The following is a 16,723-nucleotide window of genomic DNA, read 5'->3' on the forward strand; positions in this document are numbered from 1 at the left end:
GGGTCTGTTATCGACGCTTTACACTCCAGTTTGTATGCTGCCATCACTAGCCTGAATATATCTGGCTAGTTTCACTAAAAATCCTTCGTTAAGGATATATTTAATTGTGCTATTACACATAAAATACAGTGTAGGAAATTGACATAATGGAGAGGATTTAGGCATACCATCAAATGATAGTTTTTAGTCAGCATTGTTTTAATGATATGAAGTGCGCTATGGATAGCTTAGTATGAGTTTGCTGAAAATGGCAAATAGTCGCTTATTGTAATGTGGTTATATGTATGCGGATGACTGGACACATGCGCTATGTGTAGTATTATCGTGAAAAAACAGTGGTTAAAGGATTAGCAAATGATCAAGAAATCAATTCTAATATGCTTGCTGGTATTGGGGTACTCCATGGCTGGTGTAACAGCGGCAGACTGCACAACACCTACTTCAGGTGGCGTTCGCCTTATCGTCGTTTTTAATGACCAAGTCCATCCTGGTAAGAAACCATTGGAGGATGCATATACTGAAGAGTTAAGTAAGGTGAGTATTCTGAATCCATTTTATGTTATTCGACGTTTTCAAGAGAAAGGACTTATTATCTGTACAGAACCTACAGATGAAGCACATTTAAAGCAAATGGTGCAAGGGGTTGAGCAATTAGCTGTTATTGATTATGTAGAAGTGGACCAACGGATGCAGCCTAGAAAGCCATAAGGCACTTTGTAGTTATTTTAATACATAGCCTGCATGTGCAGGCCTATGGTCTGGCTGAAGCTGGGTATTAAATGATGTATTAATAAAAGAGTGCAGTGCTATAAGTAATAGGTGAGGCACTTACTGCGCAATAGGAATGGTAAAGTAAAAAATAGTGCCTCCCTCTGGATTATTCTCAAATCCTAACTTTCCACCATGAGAAGACATAATGGATTCACACACGGATAAGCCAATGCCCATACCAGTAGACTTGGTGGTAAAGAAGGGCGTAAACAGGTTTTCGGCTACTTCTGGTGATAATCCATGGCCTCGATCAATCACCATCACTTTGACAAACTGTTCATTGATTTTATTGGTTGAAATATGAACGCCTTCTTCTTGGGTTTCTAATCCTTTCATAGCTTCCATAGCATTACGCAACAAGTTAAGTGCAACTTGTTGAATTTGTACTGGATCAGCGGCTATGGGTGGAATATCTTCCCCTGGGTGAAAGTGTATTTGGATGGTGTTATGACGTGCATCCACTTCCGCCAGTTTTACAACATCACTAATCAACTTGTTGCAATCAACCTGTTCAATACAATGTTCAGGCTTTTTAACGAAGCTTCGGATACGTGCAATAATTTCACCCGCACGACGCGCTTGAGTTGCGATTTTTTCCAGTGCATCAGTGAGAACGTCTGAATCAACATTATCTCGCTTTAAAATACGAGTACAAACTTGTGAGTAATTTGATATGGCAGTGAGTGGCTGGTTGACTTCATGGGCAAACCCGGCGGCCATCTCCCCCATGGTACTCAAACGAGAGACATGAGTTAACCGATCCTGTTGTTCTTGCAGTTCTGATAATGCTTGCTGAAGTGCTTGCTCACTGCGTTTACGTTCAGTGATATCTTTAAATACAATGACAGCACCTGTTGTGTGACCACTTTCTATAATCGGTGTGCAGGAATAGTCAACAGCAAAACAATGTCCTTGTTGGTGCCAAAAAATACTATCCTCCACCTGTTGTGGTTGTCCATGATGTAGCACATACCACAGTGGTGTTTCATCAAAATCACAAGGTGTCATATCTGCATAACTATGCAGCAAAAGTGGGTGAAAGTTTTGGCCGATCAATTGTTCTTCATGCCAACCCGTCAATTGAGTCGCGGCATGGTTGACAAAGGTAATATGCGCTTGCTGATCAACACCAATGACGCCTTCTGTCATAGAGGCTAGAATGCGTTCATTATCTGCCTCAAGCTGTCTATTACGTTTAGCGAGTGCTTGTTCAAGTTGGTGGATTTTCAGTTGGCTTTCAACGCGTGCAATGACTTCTTCTGATTGAAAGGGCTTGGAAATAAAGTCCGTGGCACCTAACTTGAGTCCCTTAACTTTGTCTTTGGTTTCATCCAGGGATGAAAGGAAAATAATAGCAATATCCTGAGTCAAAGGGTCCGCTTTGAGTATTTGGCAGACCTCATAACCATCTATCCCTGGCATGATAATATCCAGTAATATTAAGGCTGGTTTTTCTTGTTGAGCAATTTTAAGCGCACTTTCACCATTTTTCGCGATGAGCAGCTTATAACCACGGCCATTTAACGTTTGTAATAGCACATGCAGGTTGGCGGGATTGTCGTCAACCAGCAAAATTCGGTCATTCTCGGCATTCTTGTTATTTGCTTGGCTTTGCTCAACAGAGTTCATGGATACTGCCGTTCCTGTGTACGTTTAAACCTGAATTTGTACTGTGTGTTTAATGGATCTTTCATAAGCTGAACATGTATACCTAGGGTTCAGTACGCTAACTTTCAATTTGTTATTTGTGTTTGGTTTGGCTCCATCTGCGTTTCATTTATCGATGTTTCAACTTGAGACTTGTTTCAAAGAAAACAGTGTGCTGAATACTTTATAGCCAATATGCCATCCTTAAAACCAAATACGATGGCGTTTAGTGTTTGTAGCTTAACGAATAATACTTAGAAGAAGAGGGGATTGTATTCGCTGAGCTATCATTTAAACGTGGTTATTATGATTGATTTTGCAGAAAATAACATTTTTCGTGTCATCCCTTAAGAGGTGAATGTAAAAAAATACGCATTCATGGCACTTGTAATTGTAGGTAAGCGCTGATGTGGTCTGGTTTTTTGTGGAAAAAGCTAGGCGTCAACAGGAAATGTTAGCTCAAACCGAGTAGGTTTCGCGCGGTTGATGACAAGGTTGCCATTGAGCTGCTCGCTTAAGTGCTGGATGAGCAGAAGGCCCAATGATGAGGAGGCTTCAATATCAAAACTTTCAGGAATACCAATACCATCATCAGTGACAGATAGTTGGTATTGGCCATTCCCCATATCTTTAAAGCAAATTTGAATGGTACCTTCGAGATTGTCTGGAAATGCATGTTTAATAGCATTTGAACAGAGTTCGTTAATGATCAGTCCCAATGGAATACTGATATCAATAGGAAGCTGGGCTTTGACAATGTTCATTTCGACATTAATTTGGGTCGCATCGAGAGTGTAAGAGTAGCAAAGGTTATCAACCAAGCTTGGAATGACATCATAGATATCAACGCTGGAGAAATCTCGGGACTCATAAAGTGTTTGATGAATAAGTGCCATCGAGCGAACACGGTTTTGGCTTTCTGTCAGTATTTCCAGTGCTTTCCCATCAAAAACCTGATCTGACTGCATGCCCAATAAACTATCGATAATTTGTAAATTATTTTTCACTCGATGGTGTACTTCGGCCAAGAGTACGTCTTTTTCATGCAACGCACTTCGTAGTTGGCCTTCTTGCGCTTTACGCTCGGTAATATCCACAATGGAAGCAAGTATACTCATACCTGATTTCATTTTTATAGGCGTAAGCCCAATTTCTACAGGAAATTCAGTTCCATTTTTGTGTAACCCATAGAGATCTCTGCCATGTCCCATAGCACGAGCTTTCGGTGAATATAAGTAATTCATACGAAGTTCAGGATGGAGCTTTCTAAAGCGGCTTGGTACCAAAATTTCAATCGGCTGCCCAATAAGCTCAGACCGAGCGTAGCCAAATAATGTCTCTGCAGTTGTGTTTACCATAATAATGGCGCCATCACGGTTAACCATCACCATGCCGTTGGGTGAGGCTTCAACGGCTAGAGAGACCATTTCTTCAGCGTGGTGGCGTTCGGTAATATTGATGACAGAGGCCAGTACTAGCAGACCATGAGAGGTTTCTATAGGGTTTAAACCAATTTCTACAGGGAACTCATGGCCTGCCTTATGCAGTCCAAAAAGTTCTCTACCTTGCCCCATGGGTCTGGTTTTAGGGTGTTTCAGATATTCTTCACGTAATACCGGGTGGCGCGCACGAAAGCGTTGTGGGATAAGCTTATCAAGCTCATGTCCCATAAGTTCATCTCGTGAATAGCCAAACATGGATTCAGTCGCAGAGTTGACCAGTACAATGATACCTTTGGCGTCAGCCATGATCATACCGTTGGGGGAGGCTTCAACCGCTAAGTGCATCATTTCTTCAGCATGTTTTTGTTTTCGGATATCAACAATGGCGGCTAAAACATAAATGTCTTCATCGGCTTGTATTGGGTTTAAGCCTATTTCGATGGGAATTTCTTTACCACTTTTATGTAAGCCAAATAAGTTCAGGCCTAATCCCATTGGTCGTGCTTTGGGATCATTGAAATAGGTTTGTAAAAGTTGAGGGTGGTTCTCTCTATGGCGCTCTGGTATTAAAATATCAATCGGTTGATCAATGAGTTCTTCTCGTTGGTAACCAAATAAGGCTTCAGTTGTTTTATTTACCAGTAAAATATGGCCCTGTTTATTGGTAAGTATCATACCGTTTGGCGATGCTTCGACCGCAAGGTGCACCATATCTTTGGTTTTTATCGAACTTTCCATATTCTACCAACGAAGGAGAGAATGAATGACGATTAACAACTATTGTGTAGTGTAAGTATGTAACAACTATAGTATACGTATGACAATTTAATGCATTTAATCAATTAATAGTACCATTATCGATGAAATAGGGTAGGTTTTTTTAGGAGAGTTAAAATAATGTAAATTATTTCAGTGGCTCAAATTTATTATTTTTAACGGCTGAAAGTAAGTATTCCTCAGTATCTTGTGCATTCATGGGAATACAAAAATAATATCCTTGTAATTCATCACAATGAATATTCTTCAAGTAATTATATTGTTCTAATGTTTCAACGCCCTCAGCGATCACCCTTAAATGTAGTTGGTGACCTAGCGCAATGATCGCAGAAACAATAGCACAATCATCATCTTGCTTAGGAATATCTTTAACAAATATTTGGTCTATTTTTAAACGTTGTATGGGTAATTGTTTCAGTGATCCCATGCAAGAGTAGCCTGTACCAAAGTCATCTATTGAAATAGTAATGCCTAACCCATTTATTTTCCTTAATGTGAGCAGGCACATATCATCGTCCTGTAAACAGGATTCTGTTACCTCCAACTCAAGGCAGTCTGGAGGCAGACGATATTTTTTTAGGAGTTCACTAATAAACTGAGGAAGTTTTCCATCAGTGAGTTGACGAATTGAGATATTGACGGCTACACGCAGCAATGGTATCCCTTGATCAAGCCATGCTCTTATTTGCCGGCATGTTTCTGTTAAGACCCAGTTGCCCACACTGATAATTAAGTGGCTTGATTCAGCAATAGGAATGATTTCAGAGGCGGGCATTAAACCGTGTTTTTCGGTTTCCCAGCGGATGAGCGACTCCAAACCAATGAGTTTCCCGGTGTTGGTATCAACTTGAGGTTGAAAAAAGAGTTTAAATTCATTTTTTTGTACAGCCTTTCTTAATTCATTTTCTCGGGTTAAGTAATGAACGGCATATTCGGTCATCTCTGGTGAGTAAAAGGAATAATTATTACGACCTTTTTCTTTTGCGGCATACATGGCGGTATCAGCCATTTGAATCAGTGAATCTTGTTTATTCGAATCTTTGGGGTAAAGGCTTATACCAATACTACAACTTGGGATTATTTCAGTATTACTTAATAACATGGGTTCTGTGAGTGTTTTCAGAATTTTTTTGGATAGAATGGCGGCATCTTCATCTTTAGGTAAATTAGACATAATAACAATAAATTCATCACCACCGAGTCGACCGACTATATCTGAATCACGTAAGACCGATTTTAAACGTTTAGCCACAGCGCGTAACATCTTATCACCTACTTGATGGCCCAGAGTGTCGTTGATTCTTTTGAAGTGGTCTAAGTCAATAAAAAGAAGTGCCAGTTTTTGCTTATAGCGTTTACTCCGCTTAAGCTCCTGCTCAAGTCGATTCATGAGTAAGGTACGATTGGGTAAATCTGTTAAGCCATCAAAGTAAGCAATGTAAGAGAGTTTTTCTTGGGCCTCACGCATCGCAGAAATATCAGAAATAACCACAATGAACTTCGAAATCGAGCCATTAGCATTAGTTACGGTGGAAATATTAACCCACATATAAACCAGCTGTTCATTATGTCTAAATGTTGTAATCTCTCCCTGCCAATATCGCTCTTGAGAAACGTGTTGCCAAATCGTTTGGTAACGTGTATTGCCAAGATTGATTTTTGACAGTATAGGCAGCTCTTTATCTAATAAGTCTTCTTGATCAAAACCGGTAATAACGGTGAATGCATTATTGATACTATCTACTTTTTTTGAGGTATTTAGGATAGCTATCCCTTCTGCCGTACTTTGAAATACGATCGCGGCACTACTCAGTTGCTCTTCGGTTTCTTTTAATTGTGTAATATCCTGTATAACACCAACCACTTGAACCTCATCTGTATTTTCAATACAAAATGATTTTCCATAAAGCTTGAACCACCTCAAGTGGGATAAAGTATCGACGACACGGAACTCAAACTCCATACGTTGTTCATGCTGCTGTCGTAGTAGATTAATACTCTTGAGGACTTTACTTTTATCTTCTCTATGGATTTTTTCCAGTAACTCATTCCAGCTTTCAACTGGAGATAAGACGCCTTGAGTATTTTTGGTAAAATAAACTTCACAAATATTGGGGTTGGTTTCCCATGTGGCCAAGTTGGCTGCTTCTAAAGCGAGTCTTAGGTGTGTTTCACTTTTTCTCAATGAATGATCTGATTTAAACCGTTCGATTGCTACTTGAATCGCTACATGTAACTCTCTTTCTGAAAAAGGTTTAAGAAGATAACCATAGGGTTTTGTTTCACTGGCACGGGCTATGGTTTTTTCTTCTGAATAAGCGGTTAGATAAATGACAGGAATGTGATAGCGTTTTTGCAAAACACTAGCGAGTTCAATTCCATCAGTATCTCCCTGAATATGAATATCCATTAAGACCAGATCAGGCAGCGTTTTAATGATAAGTCGCTCGGCATGTACAGCACTTGAAGCCATGCCTGTCACATTGTACCCGAGACGTATCAAGCGCCTTTTTATATCCAGGGCAACTACTTTTTCATCCTCAACGACAAGAATGTTTGACGTATTCATAAAGACGCAGCCCTCGTCCTACTGATTTTGAAAATAAGCATAATCAGCTGCCTAATTTTCATTATACAAGTGGTTTAAACAATAACGTCCTTGTCGCTAGAGCATGTTATTTTATTAGTCATTGCTGACTGTAGTATTAACTCATATATGAATTATAGTTCATACCATAATAGAACAATGAAGTGTCTTCGTTATGTGCCATTATATTGTTTCTATATTTGGTTATATTTTGCAGGAGTACGATAAAAGTGATTTGTGAAGGCGGGATGACGTTTTTAAGAATAGCGTTCTTAATATAATATTTTATTGCAAATTGATTACGCGTATAAGTGCGGACATAAAAGTAAAATGAACAGCCTATGATTAAAACGAGTCTGGAAAGGATTTATACGAGGTCTAGTTGACCATGAATGTTCTTAGTGTTTAATCAAAAGTGTTAGTGTGCTTATATTCTTCTCACTATTTTCTTTGATAAGTTAGCTAAGGTTTTACGTTGAAGCTCTTCACCCCAACCACTTATTAATATAAGCTCCTGAGCTTTATTGCTTGATCGTTGTACATAACAACTGAGATGGTGGGTATATGAAGACTTTCTGATGGGAGAGCGTTCATTGACTGTCAGAGGGTAACATGTATAGGAGTTAGTAGAAAAACAGCATGAAAGTTCTGGCAATTGGTGGTTCAGGCCAAACTGGACATCGCTTGTGTGAAATATTACGCCAAAAAGATATTGAGTTTTTGGCACCTTCCAGAAGTGAACTGGATATTGCTAATGCACAAGCACTTCATGATATTTTGAATGAGTTTCAACCCTCCATGGTTGTTAACTGTGCAGGTTACAGAAGCCTAAGTCGTGCGGAGCAAGAGCCTTCCCGCTGTTTTGCAATTAACCGGGATGCTGTTGCAGCCCTGGCAGACTTGTGTCATGCAATGGGTATGATACTTATACACTTATCATCGTATCTGGTGTTTGATGGTTGTAAATCTGACCCTTATACCGAGGAAGATGAGCCAAACCCTCAAGGTGTATTGGCATGTAGTATCTGGCAGGGAGAACAACAGATCCGTGACCGTTGTCCTCGACATATTATTCTACGTGTGGGCTGGGTTATTAGTGCTCGGCGAGAGAATATGGTCAATCGTACATTAACGGCGTTGCGGTTACACAAACCAATAACGGTTGCCAGTGATAAGCTAGGGAATCCGACCCCTGCTGAAAATGTTGCCAAAGTGTTTATGACAATCCTATATCAATTGGACTGTGATGCGCAGGTGTTTGGTACCTATCATTATGCGGGTGTAGAAGCCGTATCAGAGAGTAAGTTTAATGAGGTGATTTATAACGAAGCGTCTCAGTTTGAAGATTTACCGATTAACTGTATTAATGTGGTTGAGACGGAGCAATTAGAGCGACTCCGTGCTCGTCGTAATGACCGACTAGCCAATCGAAAAATTCTGCGCACCTTTGGTATTCATGCTAAACCGTGGCGAACTGGATTGGTTAGAATAATGAAAAAACTGTATGAGCAAAATAATTGAGGCCTAGCTTGTTAGTTTGTCTGTCGTGTCAATATGGCAGACAAACCAACAATGATTAGCAGAATAGAAGAAGGTTAAAACTTATAACCTACACCCAGCATGTAAACCCAAGGGTCAATATCAACATCAACTTTGGATTTTGATCCACCAAATCTAAATTCTGCAGTGGTATCAATATCAAGGTACCACAATGCACCATTAACAACCCATTTATCATTGATTTGATAGTCTAGGCCAACTTCAGCAGCCCAACCCCAGGAGTCATCTAAATCTAAGCTACTAAACCCTTGATTTTTTCGGGTAGAACTGAAATCTTCATCAAAAAATGTTGTGTAGTTAATACCTGCACCAACATAAGGCTGAAAAGTACTTGTTGGTTGATTGAAATAATATTGTAAAGTGACGGTAGGCGGCAGGTGTTTCATATCTGCAAGCGTACCATCACCTAAACCCAGTACACTTTTCTTTAAGCTTAAGGTGTGCTCAAAGGGGGTAGCCGCTAATAAGCCTATTCCCCAGTGGTCTGCAAGCATGTAGGTAAACGTTAAACCCAGCTGGGTATTGCTGTCAGCTCCAACTTCCATTCCTGTATTTGCTCCCCCAACAAACACTGAACCACTATCCTCATTAGGGTCAACTGTTGCAGCACCTGCACGTAGGATGAAATCACCCGCTTTGTGGGCAGAGGCTAGCGAAGGGAGTAAAGAAAGGCTGACACTGGTTAATGTGATAAGCGCGATAGGCGTTAACTTCATAGGAGTTACCTTTTAGTGTGTTCACAGGTTGTTATTAACCGCAATAACTCTCAACAAAAGGTGGCGTACAGAGGTGAGAGAAATTACATAAATAGCTGCAAAAAATTACGTTTATTAATGAAAATGTTTTATTACGTCGCAGGTTTTATCCATGCTGCTTTTGTTGTATACCCTTGATCCTTCCTCATGATGGCACCAAGTGACGAAAGGTAAACGACTTATGACTTATACTTCAGGATTCGTATTGTAAAAATAAATTGTTAATAAAAGTTGATTTGACGCAATAGACATAAAGTTTGATAGGTTGGTTAAGTAGCGATGCGCTAGTATGATTAAATTAATTGAGAATCGTTATCATTTGTGGTAAACATGCTCTCTATAAACGAGTCCTTCTTCAAGGCCACTCACTGTTGTATAGGTTGTGAAGCATGACATGTGAAAAAAGGCGTAATCAAATCGTCACTGGATTAATAGTCGGTACAGTTGGTTTTTTTATGAGTCAATTTGTCTTGGCTGATGACTTAGGCCAAGCTTTTGAATCGTTGGAGAAGACTCATACGTCTGGCGTAAAAACTCAGCAACATATTGATAAAACCGATGATCAAACTCAGCAGATGTTGCAGTCTTATCGGCAAGTGGTTGCTGAGCAACAGAGCCTGTCACTTTACAATCAACAATTAACGTTGCTGACTGATTCGCAGCAGCAAAAAATAAGTGAGTTGTCTGACCAGATTGAGAGTATTGAAGAAACTCAACGGTCAATTCTTCCCCTTATGCAGCAAATGCTCCAAGGGCTGAAACAGTTTGTAGCAATGGATATCCCTTTTTTAACAACCGAGCGTAAAGCACGACTGGATAAGCTTGACCAGTTACTGGTTAATAGTGAGGTCAGTGTTGCGGAAAAATACCGACAGTTGTTGGAAGCTTTTCAAATAGAAATTGAATATGGCAACACCATTGAAGCCTATGAAGGCCCATTAGTCACCAATAAAAATCAATCTGGTCCTAAGGAAAAATCTGAGGATGTGCAATGGGTACAGTTTTTCCGACTGGGGCGTTTAGGGTTGTACTACATAACACCTGATGGTAGTGAATTAGGGATGTGGAATAACCAACAGCGGCACTGGCAACCTCTTGATCAGCAGTATTTATCTGAATTACAGCATGCCATACGCTTGGCGCATCAGCAGCAAGCACCTCAATTATTATCGCTGCCTGTCAGTACACCAACACATGTAACCTATAAACAAAATGCTGTCAGCACACAGTAAAAGACAGAGTGAAGGTAGTGGCAGGAGCAATGAAGAGAAATATGAAGTACTTATTATTAGTGTTGATGGCGGGTTTTGGCTGTACGGGGCTAGCAGCTGATCAACCAGTGCCTGGAACTCCCCAGCAGTTATTACAGCAAATATTACAGCAGCAACAACAGCAGCAAACCCTTAATCAGCAGCGTGAAGCGGCCTTTTTAAAGGCGCAAGCACAACAAGCTAAATTATTGGCTGAAGCTGAGGCGGCGCTGGCGCAGACTCAGGCTGAAAATGAAAAACTTCAGCAAACATTTGATGAGCAAGCAGAATCATTAATATCGCTTAAGCAAACATTAAAGCAACGCAGTGGCCATTTAGGTGAGTTATTTGGCCAGGTACGTCAGTTAGCCAATGATGCTCAAACTACACTACAGCAGTCGTTGATTACCGCGCAATACCCAGAACGTATTACACAACTACGCCCATTATCTGAAACAAAACAGTTGCCAACGACCCATCAGCTACGACAGTTATGGTATGAGCTGCAACGGGAAATGACCGCTTCAGGTGAAGTAACATCTTTTACGGTACCCGTGACGAGTGAGGGTGGAAAGACAGAAAAAAAAGAGGTCACTCGGGTTGGCTCATTCAATGTAGTGACCACTCAAGGTTATTTGCGTTATGTACCTGATGGCCCTTTGCAAATGTTAGCGAGCCAGCCTTCAAGTAGTACATTGGCCCAAATGAAGAGCTGGTTACAGTCTAAAGAGGCAACAGCACCGCTTACGATTGATCCAACCCAAGGTGATGTACTGAATATTCTACAGCAGCAACCAACGTGGGTAGAACGGTGGCAGCAGGGAGGGGTTGTAGGCATGATTATTGGTGTATTAGGCACCATAGGTATGCTGTTAGGTGTTGGCCGACTGCTACAACTTATGTTGATTCAAAAGAAGGTTAAGCAACAGCTTGCTCAGCCTGCATCGCCTCAACAAAATAACCCTTTAGGTCGAGTGCTAGCCGTTTATCATCAACAACAAACAAAGAATCTTGATCAATTAGAGCTTTGTTTGGATGAGGCGATTATGCATGAAGTGCCGAAATTAGAGCGGTGGCAAGGCACTGTTAAGTTGCTGGCGGGAGTTGCGCCATTAATGGGGCTGCTGGGTACAGTGACTGGGATGATTGTTACCTTTCAAACAATTACCCTTTTTGGGACGGGTGATCCCAAGTTGATGGCTGCGGGTATTTCCCAGGCATTAATCACAACAGTATTAGGCTTGATAGCCGCGATTCCTTTATTGTTTTTACACACAGCCATTTCTTCACGTAGTAAAGCATTAATTCAGGTTTTGGATAAACAGGCGGCAGGATTATTAGCGCAGCAATTTATTCAGGATCACTCTGCAGTCACAACACAGCGTGTAGCCTGATGGAAACGATAGGGTGGCATATCTCTGTTTTTTTACAGCAGGGCGGATGGGTTCTTTGGCTGATTGCCGGTGTTTGCCTGGTGCTGTGGGTGCTGATTCTTGAGCGCTTACTGTATTTTTTTGGACAGCGTAAACAGGATGCTCAATCCTTATTAGCGTTAGGAGCTACTTTTCGTCAGGGGAGTCCAAGCCTGGAGGAGCCTGCATATAACCGTTTATGGCAGTGGTATAAGGCTCATCTTTTAAATCAGTATCAACAGTTACTGGAACAAGGTCAGCGTTATATCAAACTATTGGTGGTGATATGTCCATTATTAGGGTTATTAGGAACGGTAACGGGCATGATTCAGGTTTTTGAGGCACTAATGGTGGCTGGAAATATGCGGGCAATGGCTAATGGCGTGGCGAGTGCCACCATGCCAACCATGGCAGGAATGGTTGTTGCGCTGTCAGGTATTTATTTTCGTGCGCTAATACAGCAGCGAACCCGAATTTATCTTCATGAGTTAGCAGATCAGTTATGAGCCAGTATAAGTTATGAGAGTTAATAGGCATGCAAGCAGTGACGCTGATGAGTCGGGGATTGATTTGACACCCATGCTGGATGTGGTGTTTATCATGCTGATTTTTTTTATTGTGACTAGCTCATTTGTTCGGGAGTCGGGGGTGACCATCAGTCGCCCAGAAGCCCAAACTGCTCAAACTCAACCTGTGGGTGCTATTTTAGTTGCTATCAAACCCGGAGGTGATATCTGGATTGATAAACGACAGGTTGATATTAGGCGTGTACGTGCGCATATTGAGCGACTTAAAGCTGAGATGCCTGAAGCAAGTGCCGTTATTCAAGCCGATCGTGAGGCACGAACAGGCATCCTGATTAACGTGATGGATCAGATTAAACTGGCCGGAATATCGCAAATCGCAGTGGCAACGGTACAACCATGATGAGTACATACACCACCTATCAAGTTAGTAACAACGACAAGTGTCGTAACGTATGGCAGGATAAAAGTGTATGGTTACGTTCTGGCATTGCTTTTGGTGGTGCAGTCGGTATTTCTCTGGCGCTTTTTTTATTAATGAGTCATCTGACAAAAGCGCCTGAACCTGAATCTATATCAGTTTCTCCCAGTGTATCGTTCTTACGAATGATGGTTGACTCTCCCATTGCCGAATTACCAGAACCTTTACCGGAGACATCTCCACCGCCTGCCGCTGACCAGCCACCAGAGCTGCCAAATCCAATGGTTGAGCCAATCATTCAGCCTGTTACTGCTATGTCTTCCCCAAAGGTTGATGCACCTAAACTGGATTTACCTGAAATAACGCCTGCCGTATCAGGAAGTGTACTGGCTGGTGTCCAGAGCAGGTCTGTACCTACCCAGAAACAGCAAGTTCAGCCAGTTATGGCACCTTCTGCCGTTGCAACTAACCTCTCTACCACTGATCGTCTTGCGAGCCCTTCATCGGTAATCGGTGATTTATCAGTAGGGCAGGAAGTTATGGTGCTCCACAAAGCCACTCCTCAATACCCCAGGCGAGCCTTACAGCGGCGTCAGGAGGGCTGGGTAAAAATTCGTTTTGATGTGACTGCTCAAGGACGAGCCACCAATCTACAGGTGGTGGAGGCCAAGCCTCAAGGGATGTTTGATCGCTCTGCACTGCAATCTTTGCAACATTGGCGCTTTAAACCCAAACAGGTAAATGGCAAAGCGGTTATGCGCCATAACATGATTCAAGTGATCGAATATAAGCTTTAGTTTAGGGGCAGGCGATGAAAAAAACACTTGCAGTCATACTCTTAAGTTTTGGGTGTCACTTTGCTGCCGAAGCTGCCTATGCGAAAGCACCAGCATTACCGCCTGCATTATATCGTCAAATTGAAACTATTCAGCAGTTGCAGCATAACCAACAATGGCAGGTAGCGGCTAATAAAATTACTGCGCTTGAAAAGCAACTTAAACCTCAAAGTTATGGCTATTCATTGGTTATTCAGTTAGGCGTACATAATGCTTTGCAACAGGGAAAACCTGATTTAGCCATCATCAGATTACGAAAAGTATTAGCAGTTAAAAAATTACCCACAACTACGCTCGATGATTTAACCGTGACATTAGGACAGCTTTTAGTCCAACAAGGTCAGGCAAAAGAGGCTGTAAAGTGGTTACAACCCTGGTATCAGCGAGTGACAGGAAAGACTTCAGCTAAGGTTGCAACAGGCCTTATGACGCTCGGTTATGCGTATTATCAGCTGGGAAACTATCCGGCAGTTATTCATCCCGTTAAACGTACATTAACACTTTACACAAAGCCTCCGAAAAATGCATATCAACTGCTTTTATCTGCTTATATGCAGACTCAACGTTATGCTGCAGCACAAAAACTCCTGCAACAAAGACTGATTGTTCTCTATCCTAAACAGGCTAATTACTGGCGACAACTAAGCTTTGTGAGTTATCAGCTGAAAGACATGACCACTGCAGTAGCAACATTAGAGCTTGGGATAAAAAAAGGAATTTTGCAGCAAGCTAAAGATGTAAAACAGTTGGTTTCTTTATATTTACAGCAAAAAAACCCATATCAAGCCGCGACACTTCAGACGAAGTATTTAAAACAAGGCCTTTTGACAGGTACACGACAGGATTATCAATTACTGGTCAATGCCTGGTTGCAAGCCCGAGAACGGAAGAAAGCGGTTCAGGTTTTGGAAAACTATTTGGTGGCAACACCTGATACAGAATTTTATAAAATATTGGTACAGTTGTATTATGAAATGCAGTTGTGGAGTCGTATTGAACAAATACACTCAACGGTATTTAAGCATTTGAAGAGTGATAAAGATCAAGGCGCACATTTAGTTATTGCTGGTATGGCTGCTATGGAGTCAGAGCACTTTGATAAGGCTGAAAGTTATTTCCAGCAAGCCTTGAAGTACAGCCACTCAGAAAAAACAGCGCGTCAGTGGTTGAGCTATTTACAGCAACGGACTAAGCTCTACCAGTCATAAAAGTACCACGTCATTTTCCTAATGGGCCTGCCTAGTTGTTTTAATGTACTCTTGATACATTGGTGGTACTTTATTACTACTCAACAGTGGGGCATTATTACTCAGCGATTGTCCTTAACAGGTTATTGTATTGAGTATAGTATTCTATTCCGGTTTAATATGAAGTCTTCCTTTATGAATTACTTGACAGTTTAGGAAACACTTTTTAGCTTGTTTGCGCTATGTATATAGGGTGTGTTGTATATAATAATGCAATTGCAAATATAAAGAAGGAAAGATAGCGTAAATTGTAAATAGGGGGAGGGAAATATATGTAGCCTATGTGCAGCAAGAACAGTAAGTAATATTCTTATATATACGGACACTTTACAGCATGAAGTTTAATTGGAAATAGTGTTGCTGGCCTAAAGGATTCTAGGCTAATCCTTAATAATTTTTGAAAAAAATAACGTGTTATAAAAAATAAATAGGCTAGGGGTTAATGAAAATTAAAAAAGTGATTGCAACCCTGGATCAGTGGTGTTGTAAATATTTGCAGCTTAATCCTGCTCAAACGCGTTTAGATAGCATTGTATACGATGGTGAGTCTTTGATAGTAACGAGTCACGAGGCTTTTAAGCGACATATTTATCATGATAAGTTTTGCAGTACAACCGTAACGTCGTTAAATAAAAGCGAAGTAGAAAAATTAGGATTGGCTATTGGCAAATCAATCGCGGATAATTTGGTTGTTACGTTTGATAAACCAGTAGTTAGGAAGTGTAAAAAGTGAAAGAAGTCATTAGTGGTAAAGCAATTGTCCAGCCAAAGTACTTATGGTTTTTAATTTTATCCTACTCCATGATCATAGCGACAGCGAACTGGTTTGATGGTAGGTTGATCGAAGTATTTGGTTTAGTGATATCACCTGGAACATTGATCTTTCCATTAAGTTTTTTAATCTCGGATATTATTACTGAAGTTTATGGTTATAAGCATGCCAGGCGGGCTATTTGGTCCGCTTTGTTATTTAATATATTAATTATTGGTTATGGTCATTTATTGGTCAGTTTGCCGAGTCCATCATTTGCAACCAATAACGAGTGTTTTAATAAGTTAATAAATACGGATAGTCGGATCATTTTAGGGTCAATTGTCGCTTATATGCTATGTGAGCCTGTTAACTCATACATTGTTGCCAAGATGAAAGTGTTAATGAATGGGGCTTATGTCGGATTACGTTTTGTTTTGTCGACGATTGTTGCTGCTTCGATAGATACCATTATTTTTGTCTTGATTGCATTTTACGGTATGTATAGCTTTTCTGATGTGGTTGATTTGATTATAAATGTTTGTGCCATCAAAATTTTAATTGAGATTTTAGGCTTGCCTCTTTCTGTCAGCTTATCAAAGTATATAAAGCGCCAAGAACAACTGGATATGTATGATGATCTTACTGACTTTTCTTTGTTCAGTATGGATGCTGACTATTCTAAGCAACAAAACCGGTTTTGAGGTATATAAAATTCTTCGCGTATAACTGGATCTGTATCC

14 protein-coding genes are annotated in these 16,723 nt (G+C 40.8%); 10 read left to right on the top strand and 4 right to left on the bottom strand.

Features of this window, described 5'->3' with window-relative positions; all coding sequences use genetic code 11:
* Positions 1–354: 354 nt before the first annotated feature.
* Complete coding sequence (locus ACQ96U_RS19415) at positions 355–708, top strand: hypothetical protein (RefSeq protein ID WP_431722924.1); 354 nt, start codon at positions 355–357, stop codon at positions 706–708.
* A 120-nt stretch (positions 709–828) separates the two neighbouring features.
* Here the strand turns inward: ACQ96U_RS19415 and ACQ96U_RS19420 are convergent, their stop codons facing one another.
* The 3 genes from ACQ96U_RS19420 to ACQ96U_RS19430 all read right to left on the bottom strand — a co-directional run bounded on the left by ACQ96U_RS19420 (position 829) and on the right by ACQ96U_RS19430 (position 7,206).
* Positions 829–2,400, bottom strand: coding sequence for an ATP-binding response regulator (locus ACQ96U_RS19420; RefSeq protein WP_431722925.1), 1,572 nt, complete (start codon positions 2,398–2,400; stop codon positions 829–831).
* A gap of 452 nt (positions 2,401–2,852) precedes the next feature.
* Entirely contained in the window at positions 2,853–4,598 is a 1,746-nt protein-coding gene (locus ACQ96U_RS19425) for a PAS domain S-box protein (protein WP_431722926.1), read from the bottom strand.
* 166 nt (positions 4,599–4,764) lie between these two features.
* Entirely contained in the window at positions 4,765–7,206 is a 2,442-nt protein-coding gene (locus ACQ96U_RS19430; RefSeq protein WP_431722927.1) for an EAL domain-containing protein, read from the bottom strand.
* Positions 7,207–7,863: 657 nt separating this feature from the next.
* Here ACQ96U_RS19430 and ACQ96U_RS19435 point away from each other — a divergent pair.
* The gene (locus ACQ96U_RS19435) at positions 7,864–8,745 is read left to right on the top strand and encodes an SDR family oxidoreductase (RefSeq protein WP_431722928.1); all 882 of its coding nucleotides are present in this window, start codon (positions 7,864–7,866) and stop codon (positions 8,743–8,745) included.
* 74 nt (positions 8,746–8,819) lie between these two features.
* Here the strand turns inward: ACQ96U_RS19435 and ACQ96U_RS19440 are convergent, their stop codons facing one another.
* Positions 8,820–9,500 carry an OmpW family outer membrane protein gene (locus tag ACQ96U_RS19440; RefSeq protein ID WP_431722929.1) on the bottom strand — a complete coding sequence of 227 codons (681 nt, stop codon included), beginning with the start codon at positions 9,498–9,500 and terminating at the stop codon, positions 8,820–8,822.
* 428 nt (positions 9,501–9,928) lie between these two features.
* Between ACQ96U_RS19440 and ACQ96U_RS19445 the strand changes: the two genes are divergently transcribed.
* From ACQ96U_RS19445 to ACQ96U_RS19480, 8 genes are all read left to right on the top strand, one after another.
* Positions 9,929–10,771, top strand: a complete 843-nt coding sequence (locus ACQ96U_RS19445; protein WP_431722930.1) for a DUF3450 domain-containing protein — start codon at positions 9,929–9,931, stop codon at positions 10,769–10,771.
* 41 nt (positions 10,772–10,812) lie between these two features.
* The gene (locus ACQ96U_RS19450; RefSeq protein WP_431722931.1) at positions 10,813–12,183 is read left to right on the top strand and encodes a MotA/TolQ/ExbB proton channel family protein; all 1,371 of its coding nucleotides are present in this window, start codon (positions 10,813–10,815) and stop codon (positions 12,181–12,183) included.
* Positions 12,183–12,707 carry a MotA/TolQ/ExbB proton channel family protein gene (locus tag ACQ96U_RS19455; RefSeq protein WP_431722932.1) on the top strand — a complete coding sequence of 175 codons (525 nt, stop codon included), beginning with the start codon at positions 12,183–12,185 and terminating at the stop codon, positions 12,705–12,707. Before ACQ96U_RS19450 ends, ACQ96U_RS19455 begins: the two co-directional genes overlap by 1 nt.
* A gap of 13 nt (positions 12,708–12,720) precedes the next feature.
* Positions 12,721–13,128, top strand: a complete 408-nt coding sequence (locus ACQ96U_RS19460; RefSeq protein WP_431722933.1) for an ExbD/TolR family protein — start codon at positions 12,721–12,723, stop codon at positions 13,126–13,128.
* Complete coding sequence (locus ACQ96U_RS19465; RefSeq protein ID WP_431722934.1) at positions 13,125–13,943, top strand: TonB family protein; 819 nt, start codon at positions 13,125–13,127, stop codon at positions 13,941–13,943. Before ACQ96U_RS19460 ends, ACQ96U_RS19465 begins: the two co-directional genes overlap by 4 nt.
* Before the next feature lie 14 nt (positions 13,944–13,957).
* Positions 13,958–15,190 (top strand): tetratricopeptide repeat protein, encoded by a 1,233-nt coding sequence (locus tag ACQ96U_RS19470; protein ID WP_431722935.1) that lies wholly within the window; start codon positions 13,958–13,960, stop codon positions 15,188–15,190.
* 481 nt (positions 15,191–15,671) lie between these two features.
* Positions 15,672–15,962: a hypothetical protein gene (locus tag ACQ96U_RS19475; RefSeq protein WP_431722936.1), complete on the top strand. Its 291-nt coding sequence runs from the start codon at positions 15,672–15,674 to the stop codon at positions 15,960–15,962.
* Positions 15,959–16,684, top strand: a complete 726-nt coding sequence (locus ACQ96U_RS19480; RefSeq protein WP_431722937.1) for a queuosine precursor transporter — start codon at positions 15,959–15,961, stop codon at positions 16,682–16,684. The genes ACQ96U_RS19475 and ACQ96U_RS19480 overlap by 4 nt, the downstream gene beginning before the upstream one ends.
* Positions 16,685–16,723: the final 39 nt, after the last annotated feature.

Origin of the sequence: Zooshikella sp. RANM57 (assembly GCF_050749885.1) — a bacterium.
Lineage (GTDB): Bacteria > Pseudomonadota > Gammaproteobacteria > Pseudomonadales > Zooshikellaceae > Zooshikella.